The sequence below is a fragment of the Rhizobium sp. PRIMUS64 genome (genome assembly GCF_023006465.1).
Taxonomy (GTDB): Bacteria; Pseudomonadota; Alphaproteobacteria; order Rhizobiales; family Rhizobiaceae; genus Rhizobium; species Rhizobium leguminosarum.
The window spans coordinates 1-18,699 of the sequence record NZ_JALBGX010000129.1 but is presented as its reverse complement, the minus strand read 5'-3'; the positions used below and the strand labels follow the sequence as shown (position 1 = coordinate 18,699).

Below are 18,699 nucleotides of genomic sequence, written 5' to 3'. Positions count from 1 at the left end.
GGGCATTGTGACGCTGCCGGAAGGCACGGAGATGGTGATGCCGGGCGACAACGTCACGGTTGCCGTCGAGCTGATCGTTCCGATCGCGATGGAAGAAAAGCTGCGCTTCGCTATCCGCGAAGGCGGCCGCACCGTCGGCGCCGGCATCGTCGCGTCGATCGTCGAATAACTTTCGAGTTATCCGCAATTATGAAGACCCCGCTGGAAACAGCGGGGTTTTTCATTTTCATGGCTTCCTGTAGGCTTAACAGGTGTTGTAAAAATATCGTTAAATTGGCCTGTCACAGTATTTTGTTCATCTCACGTTCAGAAACCGGTTTGTGATTGGAACATTGTAGTCCAGACTCCTTCTTGCAAAGAGGAGAGCCCGGATGATTCCAAAGGCCACATTCGCTGCGACGATATTCGCGATGTATGTTTTCACGATGTTTTTCATCGCTGCAATTCCGCAAGAAGTTGTTCAGTCTGCCGTAGTGCAGATTGGCGAGGTAAGCGTCGTCAAGTGACGACCTTTGCCGAGTATCGCAGGGTTCTGCGATGATCGGAAATGATCGGCCAGGTGCTCCCGGATAGGATGCTCCTGGCGACGCGGGGGTGAACCCTTGCAGGACGCTCGCTTGCTCTTCGCGCGGAAGCGTCTATCTATGCCTCCGATTTCATGACGCGGAGGATATTCCATGAAAAGACGTGTTCTGTTCACTGGCGGTTCGGGCAAGGCAGGTCGCCATGCTGTGCCATGGCTCGTCAATGCCGGTTACGAGGTTCACAACCTCGATCTTGTGCCGCTGGATAGCCCCGGCGTCACCAATCTCATCGCCGACATCACCGATAGCGGTCAGGTGTTCAACGCGCTCTCGATGCATCGCGATTTTCCCGATCTCGACGCGGGCAGGGGCGTGCAGCCCTTCGACGCCGTCGTGCATTTCGCCGCCATCCCGCGCATCCTGATCAAGCCCGATAACGAAACCTTCAGGATCAATACGATGGGCACCTATAATGTCATCGAGGCGGCGGTGAAGCTCGGCATCAGGAAGATCATCGTCGCATCGAGCGAGACGACCTACGGCGTCTGCTTCGCCGAAGGCCACCGCGATTTCCACCAGTTCCCGCTGGAGGAGGACTACGACGTCAATCCGATGGATTCCTACGGCCTTTCGAAGGTGGTCAACGAAAAGACGGCGCGCGCCTTTGCCGAACGTTCGGGCTTCGACATCTATGCGCTGCGCATCGGCAACGTCATCGAGCCTGACGACTACGAGAAGTTCCCGACCTATTTCGCCAATCCCGAGATGCGCAAGCGCATCGCCTGGAGCTATATCGACGCCCGCGACCTCGGACAGATCTGCCATCTCTGCATCGAGAAGGACGGCCTCGGCTATCAGGTCTTCAATGCCGCCAATGACACCGTCTCGGCCATTACGCCATCGAAGGAGCTTGCGAAGCGATTCTTTCCGAACGTGCCTTTCACTCGCGAGATCGGCGAATATGAGAGCCTGCTCTCCAACCGCAAGATCCGCGAGGTGCTGGGCTTCAGGGAAGAGCACGATTGGCGGAAATATGTGAAGGTCTGAACGGATCTGGTCACGCGATTGAAAAGCCGATCGTTCGCATATCATGAGAATGGCTTTGAAAATCGAAAATCGTGCTTGCCAATCCCGTGTCGTCGTCTTAAAGGGAGCGCCATGCTTTTCAGCAGCGATTTGCGGGCCTTGGCTCAGGCGCTGAATGATCGGTATGAAGGGGTATAGCTCAGTTGGTAGAGCGGCGGTCTCCAAAACCGCAGGTCGTAGGTTCGAGCCCTACTGCCCCTGCCATTTTCCTTGATGCGGGACAGCGCGGATATGCTCGCGGCATTTCCGGCCGAGGATTGATTGGTGGTAAGTAATTTCGTTAAACTTCGGTTTCCCTCTTGTGTATTCGGAAATCGGTGTTTATTTAGGGTTCAACAGACACGCGGTGCGTGGGGCTGATAGTTTCAGCTTTACGCGCCGTAATTGCGTGGGCAGTCGATGGCATCCAAATCCAATCCGTTTGCGTTTCTGCAGCAGGTTCGCTCCGAGACGTCCAAAGTTACATGGCCATCGCGCCGCGAGACCATGATCTCGACGGTCATGGTGCTGGTGATGGTGGTTTTCGCCGCGCTGTTTTTCTTTGCCGCTGACCAGCTGATCGGCTGGGCTCTGAGCTTCGTGCTGAATACCGGCAACTGATACGGGTGGAGATGAAAATGGCGGCACGTTGGTACATCGTCCACGCATATTCTAATTTTGAAAAGAAGGTGGCTGAAGATATCGAGAACAAGGCTCGCCAGAAGGGGCTTGAGCACCTGTTCGAGAAGATCCTCGTGCCGACCGAAAAGGTGGTGGAAGTGCGTCGCGGCCGCAAGGTCGATTCCGAGCGCAAGTTCTTCCCGGGCTATGTCATGGTTCGTGCCAATCTGACGGACGAAGCCTACCATCTGATCAAGAATACGCCGAAGGTCACAGGCTTCCTCGGCTCCGACAATAAGCCCGTTCCGATTCCCGACTACGAAGCCGAGCGCATTCTCGGTCAGGTCCAGGAAGGTGTCGAGCGGCCGAAGGCTTCCATTACCTTCGAGATCGGCGAGCAGGTCCGCGTTTCCGACGGCCCATTCGCGTCGTTCAATGGCACGGTTCAGGATGTGGACGAAGAGCGTTCGCGCCTGAAGGTGGAAGTGTCGATCTTCGGCCGCGCAACGCCGGTCGAGCTGGAATACGCTCAGGTCGAGAAGGTCTGATTGCAGAAACTGGAAGCTGGCCCTTGCGGCCTGTTTCCTGCGGACCTTGTCCGCACCCGCGTGGAAGGTGAGGGGGTCTTAGCCGGACCCTGATGATCCGCACCACGCAACCGCAGCCGCCGGAGAGATCCGGCATCACGGGCCGGGCGACCGGCCGTTCATGAAAGGCAGAGAGATATGGCTAAGAAAGTTGCAGGCCAGCTCAAGCTTCAGGTCAAGGCAGGATCGGCAAACCCGTCCCCGCCGATTGGTCCGGCGCTTGGTCAGCGTGGCATTAACATCATGGAATTCTGCAAGGCGTTCAATGCCGCCACGCAGGAAATGGAAAAGGGTATGCCGATCCCGGTCGTCATTACCTATTACCAGGACAAGTCGTTCACCTTCGCGATGAAGCAGCCGCCGGTCAGCTACTGGCTGAAGAAGGAAGCGAAGATCACATCCGGTTCCAAGACGCCCGGCAAGGGCGCCAAGGCCGGTTCCCTCACCAAGGCTCAGATCAAGTCGATCGCAGAAGCCAAGATGAAGGATCTGAACGCAGCGGATATCGAAGGTGCAATGGCGATGATCGAAGGCTCTGCCCGCGCCATGGGCCTGGAAGTGGTGGGTTAAGATCATGGCAGGTAAGCGCACGCAGAAGATCAACGAAGGTGTTGATCCCACCAAGCTCTACGCTCTGACCCTGGCCATCGGCATGGTCAAGGAACGGGCTGTCGCCAAGTTCGACGAAACCATCGAAGTCTCGATGAACCTCGGCGTTGACCCGCGCCATGCGGACCAGATGGTTCGCGGCGTCGTCAACCTTCCGAACGGCACGGGCCGTACGGTTCGCGTTGCCGTCTTCGCTCGTGGCGCCAAGGCTGACGAAGCCAAGGCCGCCGGTGCCGATATCGTTGGCGCCGAAGAGCTTGTCGAAATCGTCCAGGGCGGCAAGATCGAATTCGATCGCTGCATCGCCACCCCCGATATGATGCCGCTCGTCGGCCGTCTCGGTAAGGTTCTCGGCCCCCGCGGCATGATGCCGAACCCGAAGGTCGGTACCGTCACCATGGACGTCGCCGGAGCTGTCAAGGCTTCCAAGGGCGGCGCTGTCGAGTTCCGCGTCGAGAAGGCTGGCATCGTCCATGCCGGCATCGGCAAGGCCTCTTTCGACGCCAAGGCTCTGGAAGAAAACATCCGCGCCTTTGCTGACGCCGTCATCAAGGCGAAGCCGGCAGGCGCCAAGGGCAACTACGTCAAGCGCGTGGCGATTTCCTCGACCATGGGTCCAGGCGTCAAGATCGAGCCCGGCTCGGTCACCGGTGCGCCGGCTGCATAAGTTTACTGCCGGGCTTTAAATCCGGCGACTGAATTTCCGGCCTCGCAAGGGGCCGGAATATTCCGGAGAAATCCGGAATCCTGTCCGAGATTGCAGGTGGTTTTCCCTTAATCACTTAGCCTGCATGAGACGGGTAAGACCCGAATTGCATGAAGTTCGCTTCTAGGAACTCGGTTCGAGCCTTGGATGCCTTGTGCCTCTTTAGCCTTGATTGGCGCGAGAGCGCGGGGGGACAGGATCCTCAAGCGTCGCTTGGGATCTCGCATGATCCCAGGAGGCAAAAGGCAACCGGCGGGCCCGTTTTTGGTCCCGCCAACTGGAGATAGGCAGTGGAAAGAGCGGAAAAACGCGAATTCGTCACGGAACTGAACGAAGTCTTCAAGGCTTCGGGCTCAGTTGTCGTGGCCCACTATGCTGGTGCTACAGTCGCGCAGATGAACGATTTTCGTTCGAAGATGCGCGCAGCTGGCGGCACCGTCAAAGTCGCGAAGAACCGCCTGGCCAAGATCGCCCTTCAGGGTACGGAAGCGGAAGGGATGTCCAATCTCTTCAAGGGTCAGACGCTGATTGCATACAGCACCGATCCGATCACCGCTCCGAAAGTCGTCATGGATTTCGCCAAGACCAATGACAAGATCATTGTTCTGGGCGGCGCCATGGGAACAACCACGCTCAACGCCGATGCAGTCAAGTCGCTTGCGACCCTGCCTTCGCTCGATGAGTTGCGTGCGAAGCTGCTGGGCATGATCCAGACACCGGCTACCCGCATCGCTGGGGTTGTTGCAGCACCGGCAAGCCAGCTTGCCCGCGTGTTTGCGGCCTACGCCAAGAAGGACGAAGCCGCGTAAGGCGGTTTTTCGCTGTTTATAATCAACCGGTTCGAACCGAACAAAAGGAACTAGTAAAATGGCTGATCTCGCAAAGATCGTTGACGACCTCTCCTCGCTGACCGTTCTGGAAGCTGCAGAACTGTCGAAGCTTCTTGAAGAAAAGTGGGGCGTTTCCGCTGCTGCTCCGGTAGCTGTTGCTGCCGCTGCCGGCGGTGCTGGCGCTGCTGCTGTCGTTGAAGAAGAAAAGACCGAATTCGACGTCATCCTCGTCGAAGCTGGTGCCAACAAGATCAACGTCATCAAGGAAGTCCGCGCCATCACGGGTCTCGGCCTCAAGGAAGCCAAGGACCTCGTCGAAGCCGCTCCGAAGGCTGTCAAGGAAGGCGTCAACAAGGCTGAAGCCGCTGACATCAAGAAGAAGCTTGAAGACGCTGGCGCCAAGGCCGACGTCAAGTAATCTTGAACTGCTTTTGGGAGGCAGTATTTCTACTGCCTCCCATTTGCCGTTTTTCTGAACGAATTACCCAAAAGCCGCGTCGAAACGGCTTTTGGGTAATGGGTTCTTCAAAAGGATGGTCTCGCACCGAGGGCAGCACAGCAATCCGAGCTGAGCGTTTTCTGGAGTCGGACGAGATTGAACTACTCATTGATTGACGGGATCGACTGGCCATCGGTTCCCGTCCGTTGCAGGCCCGGGTGCAAGATTTTGAAGGAGCGACGATGGCTCAGACCCTTTCGTTCAATGGTCGCAGGCGCGTACGCAAGTTTTTTGGTAAGATCCCCGAAGTCGCAGAAATGCCGAACCTCATCGAGGTTCAGAAGGCGTCCTACGACCAGTTTCTAATGGTTGAAGAGCCGAAGGGCGGCCGACCCGACGAAGGTCTTCAGGCCGTTTTCAAGTCGGTTTTCCCGATCACCGATTTCTCCGGTGCATCGATGCTGGAATTCGTGTCCTACGAGTTCGAACCGCCGAAGTTCGACGTTGACGAATGCCGTCAGCGCGACCTGACCTATGCCGCGCCGCTGAAGGTGACGCTGCGCCTCATCGTGTTCGATATCGACGAGGATACCGGCGCGAAGTCGATCAAGGACATCAAGGAACAGTCCGTCTACATGGGCGACATGCCGCTCATGACCAACAACGGCACGTTTATCGTCAACGGCACCGAGCGCGTGATCGTTTCCCAGATGCACCGTTCGCCGGGCGTCTTCTTCGACCATGACAAGGGCAAGAGCCATTCTTCCGGCAAGCTGCTCTTTGCTGCGCGCGTCATCCCCTATCGCGGTTCCTGGCTCGATATCGAATTCGACGCCAAGGACATCGTCTACGCCCGTATCGACCGCCGCCGCAAGATCCCCGTGACGTCGCTGCTGATGGCGCTCGGCATGGACGGCGAGGAAATCCTCGACACCTTCTACACGAAGTCGCTCTACAAGCGCGACGGCGAAGGCTGGCGCATTCCCTTCAAGCCGGAAACGCTGAAGGGTGCCAAGGCGATCACCGAGATGGTCGACGCCGATACCGGCGAAGTCGTCGTGGAAGCCGGCAAGAAGCTGACCCCGCGCCTGCTGCGCCAGCTTTCCGACAAGGGCCTGAAGGCACTCAAGGCCGCCGACGACGATCTTTACGGCAATTACCTTGCCGGCGACATCGTCAACTACTCGACGGGTGAGATCTACCTCGAGGCCGGCGACGAAATCGACGAGAAGACGCTTGGCGTCATCCTGGCGAATGGTTTCGACGAGATCCCGGTTCTCGGCATCGATCACATCAATGTCGGCGCCTATATCCGCAACACGCTGACAGCCGACAAGAACGAGAACCGTCAGGACGCTCTGTTCGACATCTACCGCGTCATGCGTCCGGGTGAGCCGCCGACCATGGAATCGGCCGAAGCCATGTTCAACTCGCTGTTCTTCGATGCGGAGCGTTACGACCTCTCCGCCGTCGGCCGCGTCAAGATGAACATGCGCCTCGACCTGACCGTCGAAGACACCGTCCGCATCCTGCGCAAGGATGACATCCTGGCCGTGGTCCGGATGCTGGTCGAACTGCGCGATGGCAAGGGCGAGATCGACGACATCGACAACCTCGGCAACCGCCGCGTCCGTTCGGTCGGCGAGCTGATGGAAAACCAGTACCGTCTCGGCCTGCTGCGCATGGAGCGCGCGATCAAGGAACGCATGTCCTCGATCGAGATCGACACGGTCATGCCGCAGGACCTGATCAACGCCAAGCCGGCCGCCGCTGCCGTTCGCGAATTCTTCGGTTCCTCGCAGCTCTCGCAGTTCATGGACCAGGTCAACCCGCTCTCGGAAATCACCCACAAGCGCCGTCTTTCGGCTCTTGGCCCGGGCGGTCTGACCCGTGAGCGCGCCGGCTTCGAAGTCCGCGACGTGCATCCGACCCACTATGGCCGCATCTGCCCGATCGAAACGCCGGAAGGCCCGAACATCGGTCTGATCAACTCGCTTGCGACCTTTGCCCGCGTCAACAAGTACGGCTTCATCGAAAGCCCGTACCGCCGGATCGTCGACGGCAAGGTGACGAACGACGTGCTCTACCTCTCCGCCATGGAAGAGGCGAAGTACTACGTCGCCCAGGCCAACGCCGAGATGAACGCTGACGGTTCCTTCGTCGACGAATTCGTCGTCTGCCGTCATGCCGGTGAAGTTATGCTCGCCCCGCGCGACAGCATGAACCTGATGGACGTCTCGCCGAAGCAGGTCGTTTCGGTCGCCGCCGCGCTCATCCCGTTCCTGGAAAACGACGACGCCAACCGCGCGCTCATGGGTTCGAACATGCAGCGTCAGGCAGTGCCGCTGCTGCGTGCCGAAGCTCCGTTCGTCGGTACCGGCATGGAACCGGTCGTCGCCCGTGACTCCGGTGCCGCCATCGGCGCCCGCCGCGGCGGCGTGGTCGACCAGGTCGACGCGACGCGTATCGTTATCCGCGCCACGGAAGACCTCGAAGCCGGCAAATCCGGCGTCGATATCTACCGCCTGCAGAAGTTCCAGCGTTCGAACCAGAACACCTGCGTCAACCAGCGCCCGCTGGTCACCGTCGGTGACGAGGTCAATCGTGGCGACATCCTCGCCGACGGCCCGTCGACCGATCTCGGCGACCTGGCGCTCGGCCGCAACGCGCTCGTCGCGTTCATGCCTTGGAACGGCTACAACTACGAAGACTCGATCCTGCTCTCCGAGCGTATCGTTGCCGACGACGTGTTCACCTCCATCCACATCGAGGAATTCGAAGTGATGGCGCGCGACACCAAGCTTGGTCCTGAGGAAATCACCCGCGATATTCCGAACGTTTCGGAAGAAGCGCTGAAGAACCTCGACGAAGCCGGCATCGTCTATATCGGCGCTGAAGTTCAGCCGGGCGATATCCTCGTCGGCAAGATCACACCGAAGGGCGAAAGCCCGATGACGCCGGAAGAAAAGCTTCTGCGCGCCATCTTCGGCGAAAAGGCCTCCGACGTGCGCGACACCTCCATGCGCATGCCGCCCGGCACTTACGGCACGATCGTCGAAGTTCGCGTCTTCAACCGCCACGGCGTTGAAAAAGACGAGCGCGCGATGGCGATCGAGCGCGAAGAAATCGAGCGTCTGGCAAAGGACCGTGACGACGAGCAGGCGATCCTCGACCGTAACGTCTACGGCCGTCTGATCGAGATGCTGCGCGGCCAGGCTTCCATTGCCGGCCCGAAGGGCTTCAAGAAGGGCAGCGAGCTTTCGAACGCCGTCGTCTCCGAATATCCCCGCTCGCAGTGGTGGATGTTCGCGGTCGAAGACGAAAAGGTCCAGAGCGAGCTCGAAGCGCTCCGTGGTCAGTACGACGAATCCAAGTCGCGCCTTGAACAGCGCTTCATGGACAAGGTCGAAAAGGTCCAGCGCGGCGATGAAATGCCTCCTGGCGTCATGAAGATGGTCAAGGTCTTCGTCGCCGTAAAGCGCAAGATCCAGCCGGGCGACAAGATGGCCGGCCGCCACGGGAACAAGGGCGTCGTCTCGCGCATTGTGCCAGTGGAAGACATGCCGTTCCTCGAAGACGGCACGCATGTCGACGTCGTTCTGAACCCGCTCGGCGTGCCTTCGCGCATGAACGTAGGCCAGATCCTCGAAACGCATCTGGGTTGGGCTTGCGCCGGCATGGGTCGCCAGATCGGCGAACTGATCGATGCATACAAGGCCAATGGCAACATTGAGCCGCTGCGCAAGACCATCGGCGATGTCGTCGGTACCGGCCCGAAGGCCGAACAGGTCCATGAGTTCGACGATGACTCGGTTCTGCGTCTCGCCGACCAGTGGAAGCGTGGCGTTTCGATTGCGACGCCTGTTTTCGACGGTGCAAACGAAGCCGACGTCAACGACATGCTGCGCCTGGCAGGTCTCAAGGATACCGGTCAGTCGACGCTCTATGACGGCCGTACCGGCGAGCAATTCGACCGCCAGGTGACCGTGGGCTATATCTACATGCTGAAGCTCAACCACTTGGTCGACGATAAGATCCATGCTCGTTCGATCGGTCCTTACTCGCTCGTGACCCAGCAGCCGCTGGGCGGCAAGGCGCAGTTCGGTGGTCAGCGCTTCGGCGAAATGGAAGTCTGGGCGCTCGAAGCATACGGCGCGGCCTACACGCTGCAGGAAATGCTGACGGTGAAGTCGGACGACGTCGCCGGCCGCACCAAGGTCTACGAAGCCATTGTCCGCGGAGACGACACGTTCGAAGCCGGCATTCCGGAAAGCTTCAACGTTCTCGTCAAGGAAATGCGCTCGCTGGGCCTCAGCGTCGAGCTCGAGAACACCAAGCTTGACGAGGCGCAGGCAGCTCAGCTGCCCGACGCGGCCGAGTAAGCACTTGATAGGGCGTGCGCTGCCAATGCAGCGCACGCCGGTCCCGCCGGGCGCCGAATCCGTGTCGGCCCGGAAGGGAAGTTTCGCCGCATCTAGCGGTTATTCTCGTTTAAGCGAGGGAGGCGGCTCCCGGGAATTTGCCGCCGACCATCGCATTTTAAGGGCGCTTTAGCCCATGAAGGAGACAGGCATGAACCAAGAGGTCATGAATCTTTTCAATCCGCAGGTGCCTGCACAGAATTTCGATTCTATTCGGATTTCGATCGCGTCTCCGGAGAAGATCCTCTCCTGGTCTTACGGTGAGATCAAGAAGCCGGAAACCATCAACTACCGTACGTTCAAGCCGGAACGCGACGGTCTGTTCTGCGCGCGCATCTTCGGGCCGATCAAGGACTACGAATGCCTGTGCGGCAAGTACAAGCGCATGAAGTACAAGGGCATCATCTGCGAAAAGTGCGGCGTCGAAGTCACGCTGTCGCGCGTTCGCCGTGAGCGCATGGGCCATATCGAGCTCGCCGCTCCCGTTGCCCATATCTGGTTCCTGAAGTCGCTGCCGAGCCGCATTTCGACGCTGCTCGACATGACGCTGAAGGATGTCGAGCGCGTCCTCTACTTCGAAAACTACATCGTCACCGAGCCGGGCCTGACCGCCCTGAAGGAGCACCAGCTCCTCTCGGAAGAAGAGTACATGCTCGCCGTTGACGAATACGGCGAAGACCAGTTCACAGCGATGATCGGCGCCGAGGCGATCTACGAGATGCTGGCCTCGATGAACCTCGAGAAGATCGCTGGCGACCTGCGCGCTGAGCTTGCCGACACCACGTCGGATCTCAAGCAGAAGAAGCTGATGAAGCGCCTGAAGATCGTCGAGAACTTCATGGAGTCGGGCAATCGTCCGGAATGGATGATCATGAAGGTCGTTCCGGTCATCCCGCCGGACCTGCGTCCGCTGGTTCCGCTCGACGGCGGCCGTTTCGCGACGTCGGATCTGAACGATCTCTACCGCCGCGTCATCAACCGCAACAACCGTCTGAAGCGCCTGATCGAGCTTCGTGCGCCTGGCATCATCATCCGCAATGAAAAGCGCATGCTGCAGGAATCCGTTGACGCGCTGTTCGACAACGGCCGCCGCGGCCGTGTCATCACCGGCGCCAACAAGCGTCCGCTGAAGTCGCTCTCCGATATGCTGAAGGGCAAGCAGGGCCGCTTCCGCCAGAACCTGCTCGGCAAGCGCGTTGACTATTCCGGCCGTTCGGTCATCGTCACCGGTCCGGAACTGAAGCTGCACCAGTGCGGCCTGCCAAAGAAGATGGCGCTCGAGCTCTTCAAGCCGTTCATCTATGCCCGCCTCGACGCCAAGGGTTACTCCTCGACCGTCAAGCAGGCCAAGAAGCTGGTCGAAAAGGAAAAGCCGGAAGTCTGGGATATCCTCGACGAGGTCATCCGCGAGCATCCGGTTCTCTTGAACCGCGCACCGACGCTGCACCGCCTGGGCATCCAGGCCTTCGAACCTACCCTGGTCGAAGGCAAGGCGATCCAGCTGCATCCGCTCGTCTGCACGGCCTTCAACGCCGACTTCGACGGTGACCAGATGGCCGTTCACGTGCCGCTGTCGCTCGAAGCCCAGCTCGAAGCCCGCGTGCTGATGATGTCGACCAACAACATCCTGCACCCGGCCAACGGCGCGCCGATCATCGTTCCCTCGCAGGACATGGTTCTCGGCCTCTACTATCTGTCGATCCTCAACCAGAACGAGCCGGGCGAAGGCATGGCCTTCTCCGATCTCGGCGAGCTGCATCACGCTCTCGAAAGCAAGGTCGTGACGCTGCACACCAAGATCCGCGGCCGCTTCAAGTCGGTCGACGAGGATGGCAAGCCTTACTCGAAGATCTATGAGACGACGCCTGGCCGTCTGCTCATCGGTGAACTGTTGCCGAAGAACGGCAAGGTGCCCTTCGATATCTGCAACCAGGAAATGACCAAGAAGAACATCTCGAAGATGATCGACACGGTCTATCGCCATTGCGGCCAGAAGGACACGGTCATTTTCTGCGACCGCATCATGCAGCTCGGTTTCGCCCATGCCTGCCGCGCCGGCATTTCGTTCGGCAAGGACGACATGGTCATTCCGGATGCCAAGGCCAAGATCGTTGCCGACACCGAAAATCTGGTGAAGGAATACGAGCAGCAGTACAATGACGGCCTCATCACCCAGGGCGAGAAGTACAACAAGGTTGTCGACGCCTGGGGCAAGGCGACCGAAAAGGTCGCCGAAGAGATGATGGCGCGCATCAAGGCGGTCGAATTCGATGAGAAGACCGGTCGCCAGAAGCCGATGAACTCGATCTACATGATGAGCCACTCCGGTGCCCGCGGTTCTCCGAACCAGATGCGCCAGCTGGGCGGCATGCGTGGCCTCATGGCCAAGCCGTCGGGCGAAATCATCGAGACCCCGATCATCTCGAACTTCAAGGAAGGCCTGACCGTCAACGAGTACTTCAACTCGACGCACGGCGCCCGTAAGGGTCTGGCAGACACCGCCCTGAAGACCGCCAACTCTGGCTACCTGACCCGCCGTCTCGTCGACGTCGCGCAGGATTGCATCGTCACGCATGTCGACTGCGGAACGCAGACGGGCCTCACCATGACCGCCATCGTCGATGCCGGCCAGGTGGTTGCCTCGATCGGCGCCCGTATCCTCGGCCGCACGGCGCTCGACGACATCGATCATCCGGTCACGGGTGAGCGCATCGTCGATGCCGGCAAGATGATCCTCGAGCCCGACGTCGTCGAAATCGAAAAGGCCGGCATCCAGTCGATCCGCATCCGCTCGGCACTGACCTGCGAAATCCAGACGGGCGTCTGCTCTGTCTGCTACGGCCGCGACCTCGCGCGCGGTACGCCGGTCAATATGGGCGAAGCCGTCGGCGTCATCGCTGCTCAGTCGATCGGCGAGCCGGGCACCCAGCTCACCATGCGTACCTTCCACCTTGGCGGTACGGCAACCGTGGTCGACCAGTCGTTCCTTGAAGCCTCGTACGAAGGTACGGTGCAGATCAAGAACCGCAACATCCTGCGCAACTCCGATGGCAATCTCGTTGCCATGGGCCGCAACATGACCGTCCAGATCCTGGACGAACGTGGTGTCGAGCGGTCGTCGCAGCGTGTGGCCTACGGTTCGAAGCTGCATGTCGACGAAGGCGACAAGGTCAAGCGCGGCCAGCGTCTGGCAGAGTGGGACCCCTACACCCGTCCAATGATGACGGAAGTGGCCGGTACCGTTCAGTTTGAAGATCTGGTCGACGGTCTCTCCGTTCTGGAAGCGACCGACGAATCGACCGGCATCACCAAGCGTCAGGTCATCGACTGGCGTTCGACCCCGCGCGGCTCGGACCTCAAGCCGGCGATCGTCATCAAGGATGCCAGCGGCAATATCGCCAAGCTGTCCCGTGGTGGTGATGCCCGCTTCCTGCTCTCGGTCGATGCGATCTTGTCGGTCGAGCCGGGCACGAAGGTCTCCCAGGGTGACGTTCTCGCCCGTTCGCCGCTCGAAAGCGCCAAGACCAAGGACATCACCGGCGGTCTGCCGCGTGTTGCCGAGCTGTTCGAAGCCCGTCGTCCGAAGGACCACGCCATCATCGCAGAGATCGATGGTACGATCCGTCTCGGCCGCGACTACAAGAACAAGCGTCGCGTCATCATCGAGCCGGCGGAAGACGGTGTCGAGCCTGTCGAATACCTGATCCCGAAGGGCAAGCCCTTCCACCTTCAGGAAGGCGACTATATCGAAAAGGGTGACTACATCCTCGACGGTAACCCGGCTCCGCACGACATCCTGGCGATCAAGGGCGTGGAGGCTCTGGCCTCCTACCTCGTCAACGAGATCCAGGAAGTCTACCGCCTGCAGGGCGTCGTCATCAACGACAAGCACATCGAGGTGATTGTCCGTCAGATGCTGCAGAAGGTGGAAATCACCGATGCAGGCGACTCGACCTATATCGTCGGCGACAATGTCGACCGGATCGAGCTCGAAGACGTCAACGATCATCTGATCGAGCAGGGCAAGAAGCCAGCCTACGGCGATCCGGTTCTTCTCGGCATCACCAAGGCGTCGCTGCAGACCCCGTCCTTCATCTCGGCCGCATCCTTCCAGGAAACGACCAAGGTGCTGACGGAAGCTGCAATCGCCGGCAAGACCGACGGTCTGCAGGGTCTGAAGGAAAACGTCATCGTCGGCCGCCTCATCCCGGCCGGTACCGGCGGTACCATGACCCAGATCCGCCGCATCGCCACGTCGCGCGACGAGATGATCCTCGAAGAGCGCCGCAAGGGCACGGGTGCTGCCGTTGCCACGCCGATGCTGCAGGACATGGCCGAAAAGGCTCCGGCTGCGGAATAATCCGCGGCTGAAGTCGACGAATTGAAAAACCGCCCGGAGCGATCCGGGCGGTTTTTGTTTTATTTGCTCTGACTGGTCTGGCGGGGAGGGAGGCGCTGCTTCGCTTAGGCTGCCTTGACAGCGTCAGCGGCGGCTCCCTTCAGTTGAACCGGATGATCGCGACTTCGCCTTCGACGGCGCCCTGATAGGCAGATGCGTGCGGCTCTTCGGCCGGGACCTCGGTCAGCATGCCGATCTGGTCGAGATCGGCCTCGATGAAGCCTTCCTCGGCAAGGGCGTTCAAGGCCTCGCGTACGGCGGTGTCGTCGTCAGGCGCCTTCAGCATGATGTGCAGGTCGATGCCTTCGCTGGCGTCGGACTCGTAGCCCTTGCCGATGATGATGAAGATCATCGGGCCGTCGAAATTATTGTCGTTATCAGGTGTCGTGATCATCGCCTGTCCTTCGGCTCTTTGACGATTCGGTCGCTCGAATCCTGCTGTGAGGGCCGAACGCCGCAATTGCTGATTCCTTAACTGTTTTTGCTGCAATGCCCAAGTTTTTATCTTGGTGCACAGCCGCGAATTCGTTTAGAAGGATGAAACAGGGCGTTCGGCCGCCATATCAAGGCGATACGGCGAGTTTATTTCTTAACCGGCCTTGACGAGACGGGTGGAAACCAGTAGTACCCCGGCCATCAGATCCCATGTGAGGCTTGGCTGTTCGGGGCGACGCGCCCTGAAGTTCACCTCAAACAAGGTTCTAAACGCACGTTGAAGTCATGATGCTGCACGCACGACGCATGTTTTATGCGTCCTCTGCTCCTTGTGGTCCATCTGCGGAAGCGGATCGGGCCATATTTTGCGCATTGACGGAGAGTGCGTCACTGCCGGAGACGGCGCGAGTTCAAGCCCGCAAGGGTACTGAGATAAAACGTAAGGGATGGTTGAATGCCTACCGTAAACCAGCTGATCCGCAAGCCTCGCCAGGCGAACGTAAAGCGTAACAAGGTTCCCGCACTCCAGGAGAACCCGCAGAAGCGCGGCGTTTGCACGCGCGTCTACACGACGACGCCGAAGAAGCCGAACTCGGCTCTGCGTAAGGTCGCAAAGATCCGCCTGACCAACGGCTTCGAAGTCATTGGTTACATCCCCGGCGAAGGTCACAACCTTCAGGAACACTCCGTCGTCATGATCCGTGGCGGCCGCGTTAAGGACCTTCCGGGTGTCCGTTATCACATCATCCGCGGCGTTCTCGATACCCAGGGTGTCAAGAACCGCAAGCAGCGCCGCTCCAAGTACGGCGCGAAGCGTCCGAAGTAATTCGGCTTTTGAATAATCCGGCGCTGCGCGAGGTCCTCCGCGTCATGAAGCGCCTTAACGGTTGAAGAGACAAAACTATGTCCAGACGTCATAAAGCAGAAAAGCGCGAGATCAATCCGGACCCGAAGTTCGGCGATCTCGTCGTCACCAAGTTCATGAATGCCATCATGCTCGACGGCAAGAAGTCCGTTGCTGAAAACATCGTCTACGGTGCGTTCGACGTTGTTCATGGCAAGTCCAAGCAGGAGCCGCTCACGGTTTTCCATTCTGCGCTTGAGAACATTGCCCCGCACGTTGAAGTCCGCTCGCGTCGTGTCGGTGGTGCGACCTATCAGGTCCCCGTCGATGTTCGTCCGGAGCGCCGCCAGGCTCTTGCTATTCGCTGGCTGATCGCTGCTGCCCGCAAGCGCAATGAAACGACTATGGTTGACCGCCTTTCCGGCGAACTGCTCGATGCGTCCAACAACCGCGGCTCCGCCGTTAAGAAGCGCGAAGACACGCACAAGATGGCTGACGCCAACCGCGCGTTCTCGCACTATCGCTGGTAATTCCGAACGGTATCGAAAGGCAGTCCACAATGGCTCGCGAATATAAGATCGAAGACTACCGTAATTTCGGTATCATGGCGCATATCGACGCCGGCAAGACCACGACCACCGAGCGTATTCTTTATTACACCGGCAAGTCGCACAAGATCGGCGAAGTCCACGACGGCGCAGCCACCATGGACTGGATGGAGCAGGAGCAGGAGCGTGGCATCACGATCACCTCTGCTGCCACCACGACCTTCTGGAAGGGCCGTGACGGCAAAATGCGCCGCTTCAACATCATCGACACTCCCGGTCACGTCGACTTCACCATTGAAGTCGAGCGTTCGCTGCGCGTTCTCGACGGCGCCATCGCGCTTCTCGACGCCAACGCCGGTGTTGAGCCGCAGACGGAAACCGTCTGGCGCCAGGCCGAAAAGTATAATGTCCCGCGGATGATCTTCTGCAACAAGATGGACAAGACCGGCGCCGACTTCTACCGCTCCGTCGAGATGATCAAGACCCGTCTCGGTGCAACGGCTGTCGTCATGCAGCTGCCGATCGGTGCAGAAACCGAATTCAAGGGCGTCATCGACCTGGTCGAGATGAACGCACTCATCTGGCGCGACGAGTCGCTCGGCGCCCAGTGGGATGTCGTCGAGATCCCCGAGGACATGAAGGCCAAGGCTGAAGAATATCGCGAAAAGCTGATCGAGACGGTCGTCGACATCGACGAAGCCGCCACCGAAGCTTACCTCGAAGGCATTCTGCCCGACAACGAGCAGATCCGTGCACTGGTTCGCCGCGGCACGATCGACGTCAAGTTCCACCCGATGTTCTGCGGCACCGCCTTCAAGAACAAGGGCGTGCAGCCGCTGCTCGACGCCGTTGTCGACTACCTGCCGTCGCCAATGGACATCCCGGCGATCAAGGGCATCGACTTCAAGACGGAAGCTGAAATCGAGCGTCATGCCGATGACAGCGAGCCGCTCTCCATGCTCGCCTTCAAGATCATGAACGACCCCTTCGTCGGTTCGCTGACCTTCGCCCGCATCTACTCCGGCAAGCTCGAAAAGGGCGCGTCGGTCATCAACACGGTCAAGGACAAGCGCGAGCGTGTCGGCCGTATGCTGCAGATGCACTCCAACTCGCGTGAAGACATCGAAGAAGCCTTCGCAGGTGACATCGTCGCTCTCGCCGGCCTCAAGGAAACCACGACCGGCGACACGCTCTGCGATCCGCTGAAGCCGGTTATCCTCGAGCGCATGGAATTCCCGGAGCCGGTCATCCAGATCGCCATCGAGCCGAAGACCAAGGGCGACCAGGAAAAGATGGGCCTCGCGCTCAACCGCCTGGCTGCTGAAGATCCGTCCTTCCGCGTCAAGACTGACCAGGAATCCGGCCAGACCATCATCGCCGGCATGGGCGAACTGCATCTCGACATCATCGTCGACCGCATGCGTCGTGAATTCAAGGTCGAAGCAACTGTCGGCGCGCCGCAGGTTGCCTACCGCGAAACCATCACCCGGACGCATGAAGAAGACTACACGCACAAGAAGCAGTCCGGTGGTACCGGCCAGTTCGCGCGCGTCAAGATCGTCTTCGAACCGAACCCGGACGGCGACGAATTCAAGTTCGAGTCCAAGATCGTCGGCGGTTCCGTTCCGAAGGAATACATCCCCGGCGTCCAGAAGGGCATCGAAAGCGTACTGTCTTCGGGTCCGCTCGCAGGCTTCCCGATGCTCGGCGTCAAGGCTACCCTCATCGATGGTGCCTTCCACGACGTCGACTCCTCGGTTCTCGCCTTCGAAATTGCATCGCGTGCCTGCTTCCGTGAAGCAGCCAAGAAGGCCGGCGCTCAGCTGCTCGAGCCGATGATGAAGGTCGAAGTCGTCACCCCGGAAGATTACGTCGGCGACGTTATCGGCGACCTGAACTCCCGTCGCGGCCAGATCCAGGGCCAGGAAAGCCGCGGTATCGCCGTCGTCATCAACGCGAACGTCCCGCTCGCGAACATGTTCAAGTACGTCGACAACCTGCGCTCCATGTCCCAGGGCCGCGCCCAGTACACGATGACCTTCGATCACTATTCGCCGGTCCCGTCGAACGTCGCAACTGAAATCCAGGCAAAGTATTCCGGTCAGAAGTGACCGGAATACCAATTGACCGATAACAAGAATTAGATCCCTTCGGGGACTAGCAAAATGGAGACCCGAAAATGGGAAAGAGTAAGTTTGAGCGCAACAAGCCGCACGTCAACATTGGCACGATTGGCCACGTTGACCACGGTAAGACGTCTCTGACGGCAGCGATCACGAAGTACTTCGGTGAGTACAAGGCGTACGATCAGATCGACGCGGCTCCGGAAGAAAAGGCCCGTGGCATCACCATCTCGACGGCGCACGTCGAGTATGAGACGCCGGCCCGCCACTACGCGCACGTCGACTGCCCCGGCCACGCCGACTACGTCAAGAACATGATCACCGGTGCTGCCCAGATGGACGGCGCGATCCTGGTGTGCTCGGCCGCTGACGGCCCGATGCCGCAGACGCGCGAACACATCCTGCTGGCTCGCCAGGTCGGCGTTCCGGCAATCGTGGTGTTCCTGAACAAGGTCGACCAGGTTGACGACGCCGAGCTTCTCGAACTGGTCGAGCTCGAAGTTCGCGAACTGCTGTCGTCCTACGACTTCCCGGGCGACGATATCCCG

At 59.4% G+C, this 18,699-nt stretch carries 15 protein-coding genes, 1 tRNA gene and 1 pseudogene; 16 read left to right on the top strand and 1 reads right to left on the bottom strand.

Going from position 1 to position 18,699, the window contains the following annotated elements:
• The 12 genes and pseudogenes from tuf to rpoC form a co-directional block, all read left to right on the top strand.
• A pseudogene (tuf, locus tag MOV76_RS31965) lies at window positions 1–169 on the top strand (elongation factor Tu); the annotation flags it as partial.
• Between the two features lie 202 nt (window positions 170–371).
• On the top strand, window positions 372–506 hold the full coding sequence (locus MOV76_RS39910; RefSeq protein WP_003547509.1) for a hypothetical protein: 135 nt from the start codon (window positions 372–374) through the stop codon (window positions 504–506).
• Window positions 507–677: 171 nt separating this feature from the next.
• On the top strand, window positions 678–1,571 hold the full coding sequence (locus MOV76_RS31960; RefSeq protein ID WP_247266016.1) for an NAD(P)-dependent oxidoreductase: 894 nt from the start codon (window positions 678–680) through the stop codon (window positions 1,569–1,571).
• Window positions 1,572–1,738: 167 nt separating this feature from the next.
• Window positions 1,739–1,814: transfer RNA gene (locus tag MOV76_RS31955), tRNA-Trp, on the top strand.
• Between the two features lie 195 nt (window positions 1,815–2,009).
• On the top strand, window positions 2,010–2,210 hold the full coding sequence (secE, locus tag MOV76_RS31950) for a preprotein translocase subunit SecE (protein WP_003547514.1): 201 nt from the start codon (window positions 2,010–2,012) through the stop codon (window positions 2,208–2,210).
• A gap of 17 nt (window positions 2,211–2,227) precedes the next feature.
• A complete protein-coding gene (gene nusG, locus MOV76_RS31945) occupies window positions 2,228–2,758 on the top strand; it encodes a transcription termination/antitermination protein NusG (protein ID WP_003547516.1) in 531 nt (176 codons plus the stop codon).
• A gap of 177 nt (window positions 2,759–2,935) precedes the next feature.
• Entirely contained in the window at window positions 2,936–3,367 is a 432-nt protein-coding gene (gene rplK / locus MOV76_RS31940; protein WP_003547518.1) for a 50S ribosomal protein L11, read from the top strand.
• A 4-nt stretch (window positions 3,368–3,371) separates the two neighbouring features.
• Complete coding sequence (gene rplA / locus MOV76_RS31935; protein WP_012757015.1) at window positions 3,372–4,073, top strand: 50S ribosomal protein L1; 702 nt, start codon at window positions 3,372–3,374, stop codon at window positions 4,071–4,073.
• A gap of 329 nt (window positions 4,074–4,402) precedes the next feature.
• Window positions 4,403–4,921 carry a 50S ribosomal protein L10 gene (gene rplJ, locus MOV76_RS31930; RefSeq protein WP_003547522.1) on the top strand — a complete coding sequence of 173 codons (519 nt, stop codon included), beginning with the start codon at window positions 4,403–4,405 and terminating at the stop codon, window positions 4,919–4,921.
• A gap of 58 nt (window positions 4,922–4,979) precedes the next feature.
• Window positions 4,980–5,360: a 50S ribosomal protein L7/L12 gene (rplL, locus tag MOV76_RS31925; protein ID WP_018241636.1), complete on the top strand. Its 381-nt coding sequence runs from the start codon at window positions 4,980–4,982 to the stop codon at window positions 5,358–5,360.
• Between the two features lie 263 nt (window positions 5,361–5,623).
• Window positions 5,624–9,763: a DNA-directed RNA polymerase subunit beta gene (rpoB, locus tag MOV76_RS31920; protein ID WP_018241637.1), complete on the top strand. Its 4,140-nt coding sequence runs from the start codon at window positions 5,624–5,626 to the stop codon at window positions 9,761–9,763.
• Window positions 9,764–9,953: 190 nt separating this feature from the next.
• On the top strand, window positions 9,954–14,162 hold the full coding sequence (rpoC, locus tag MOV76_RS31915; RefSeq protein ID WP_018241638.1) for a DNA-directed RNA polymerase subunit beta': 4,209 nt from the start codon (window positions 9,954–9,956) through the stop codon (window positions 14,160–14,162).
• 139 nt (window positions 14,163–14,301) lie between these two features.
• Here the strand turns inward: rpoC and MOV76_RS31910 are convergent, their stop codons facing one another.
• Entirely contained in the window at window positions 14,302–14,595 is a 294-nt protein-coding gene (locus MOV76_RS31910) for a hypothetical protein (RefSeq protein WP_003547528.1), read from the bottom strand.
• A 495-nt stretch (window positions 14,596–15,090) separates the two neighbouring features.
• On the opposite strand from MOV76_RS31910, the gene rpsL reads away from it, so the two are divergent.
• From rpsL to MOV76_RS31890, 4 genes are all read left to right on the top strand, one after another.
• Entirely contained in the window at window positions 15,091–15,462 is a 372-nt protein-coding gene (gene rpsL / locus MOV76_RS31905; RefSeq protein ID WP_003547537.1) for a 30S ribosomal protein S12, read from the top strand.
• Between the two features lie 77 nt (window positions 15,463–15,539).
• Window positions 15,540–16,010 carry a 30S ribosomal protein S7 gene (gene rpsG, locus MOV76_RS31900; protein WP_003547538.1) on the top strand — a complete coding sequence of 157 codons (471 nt, stop codon included), beginning with the start codon at window positions 15,540–15,542 and terminating at the stop codon, window positions 16,008–16,010.
• A 29-nt stretch (window positions 16,011–16,039) separates the two neighbouring features.
• A complete protein-coding gene (gene fusA / locus MOV76_RS31895) occupies window positions 16,040–18,139 on the top strand; it encodes an elongation factor G (protein WP_018241640.1) in 2,100 nt (699 codons plus the stop codon).
• A 68-nt stretch (window positions 18,140–18,207) separates the two neighbouring features.
• Window positions 18,208–18,699: GTP-binding protein (locus MOV76_RS31890; protein WP_247266015.1), on the top strand; the 492-nt coding region annotated here is incomplete at its 3' end.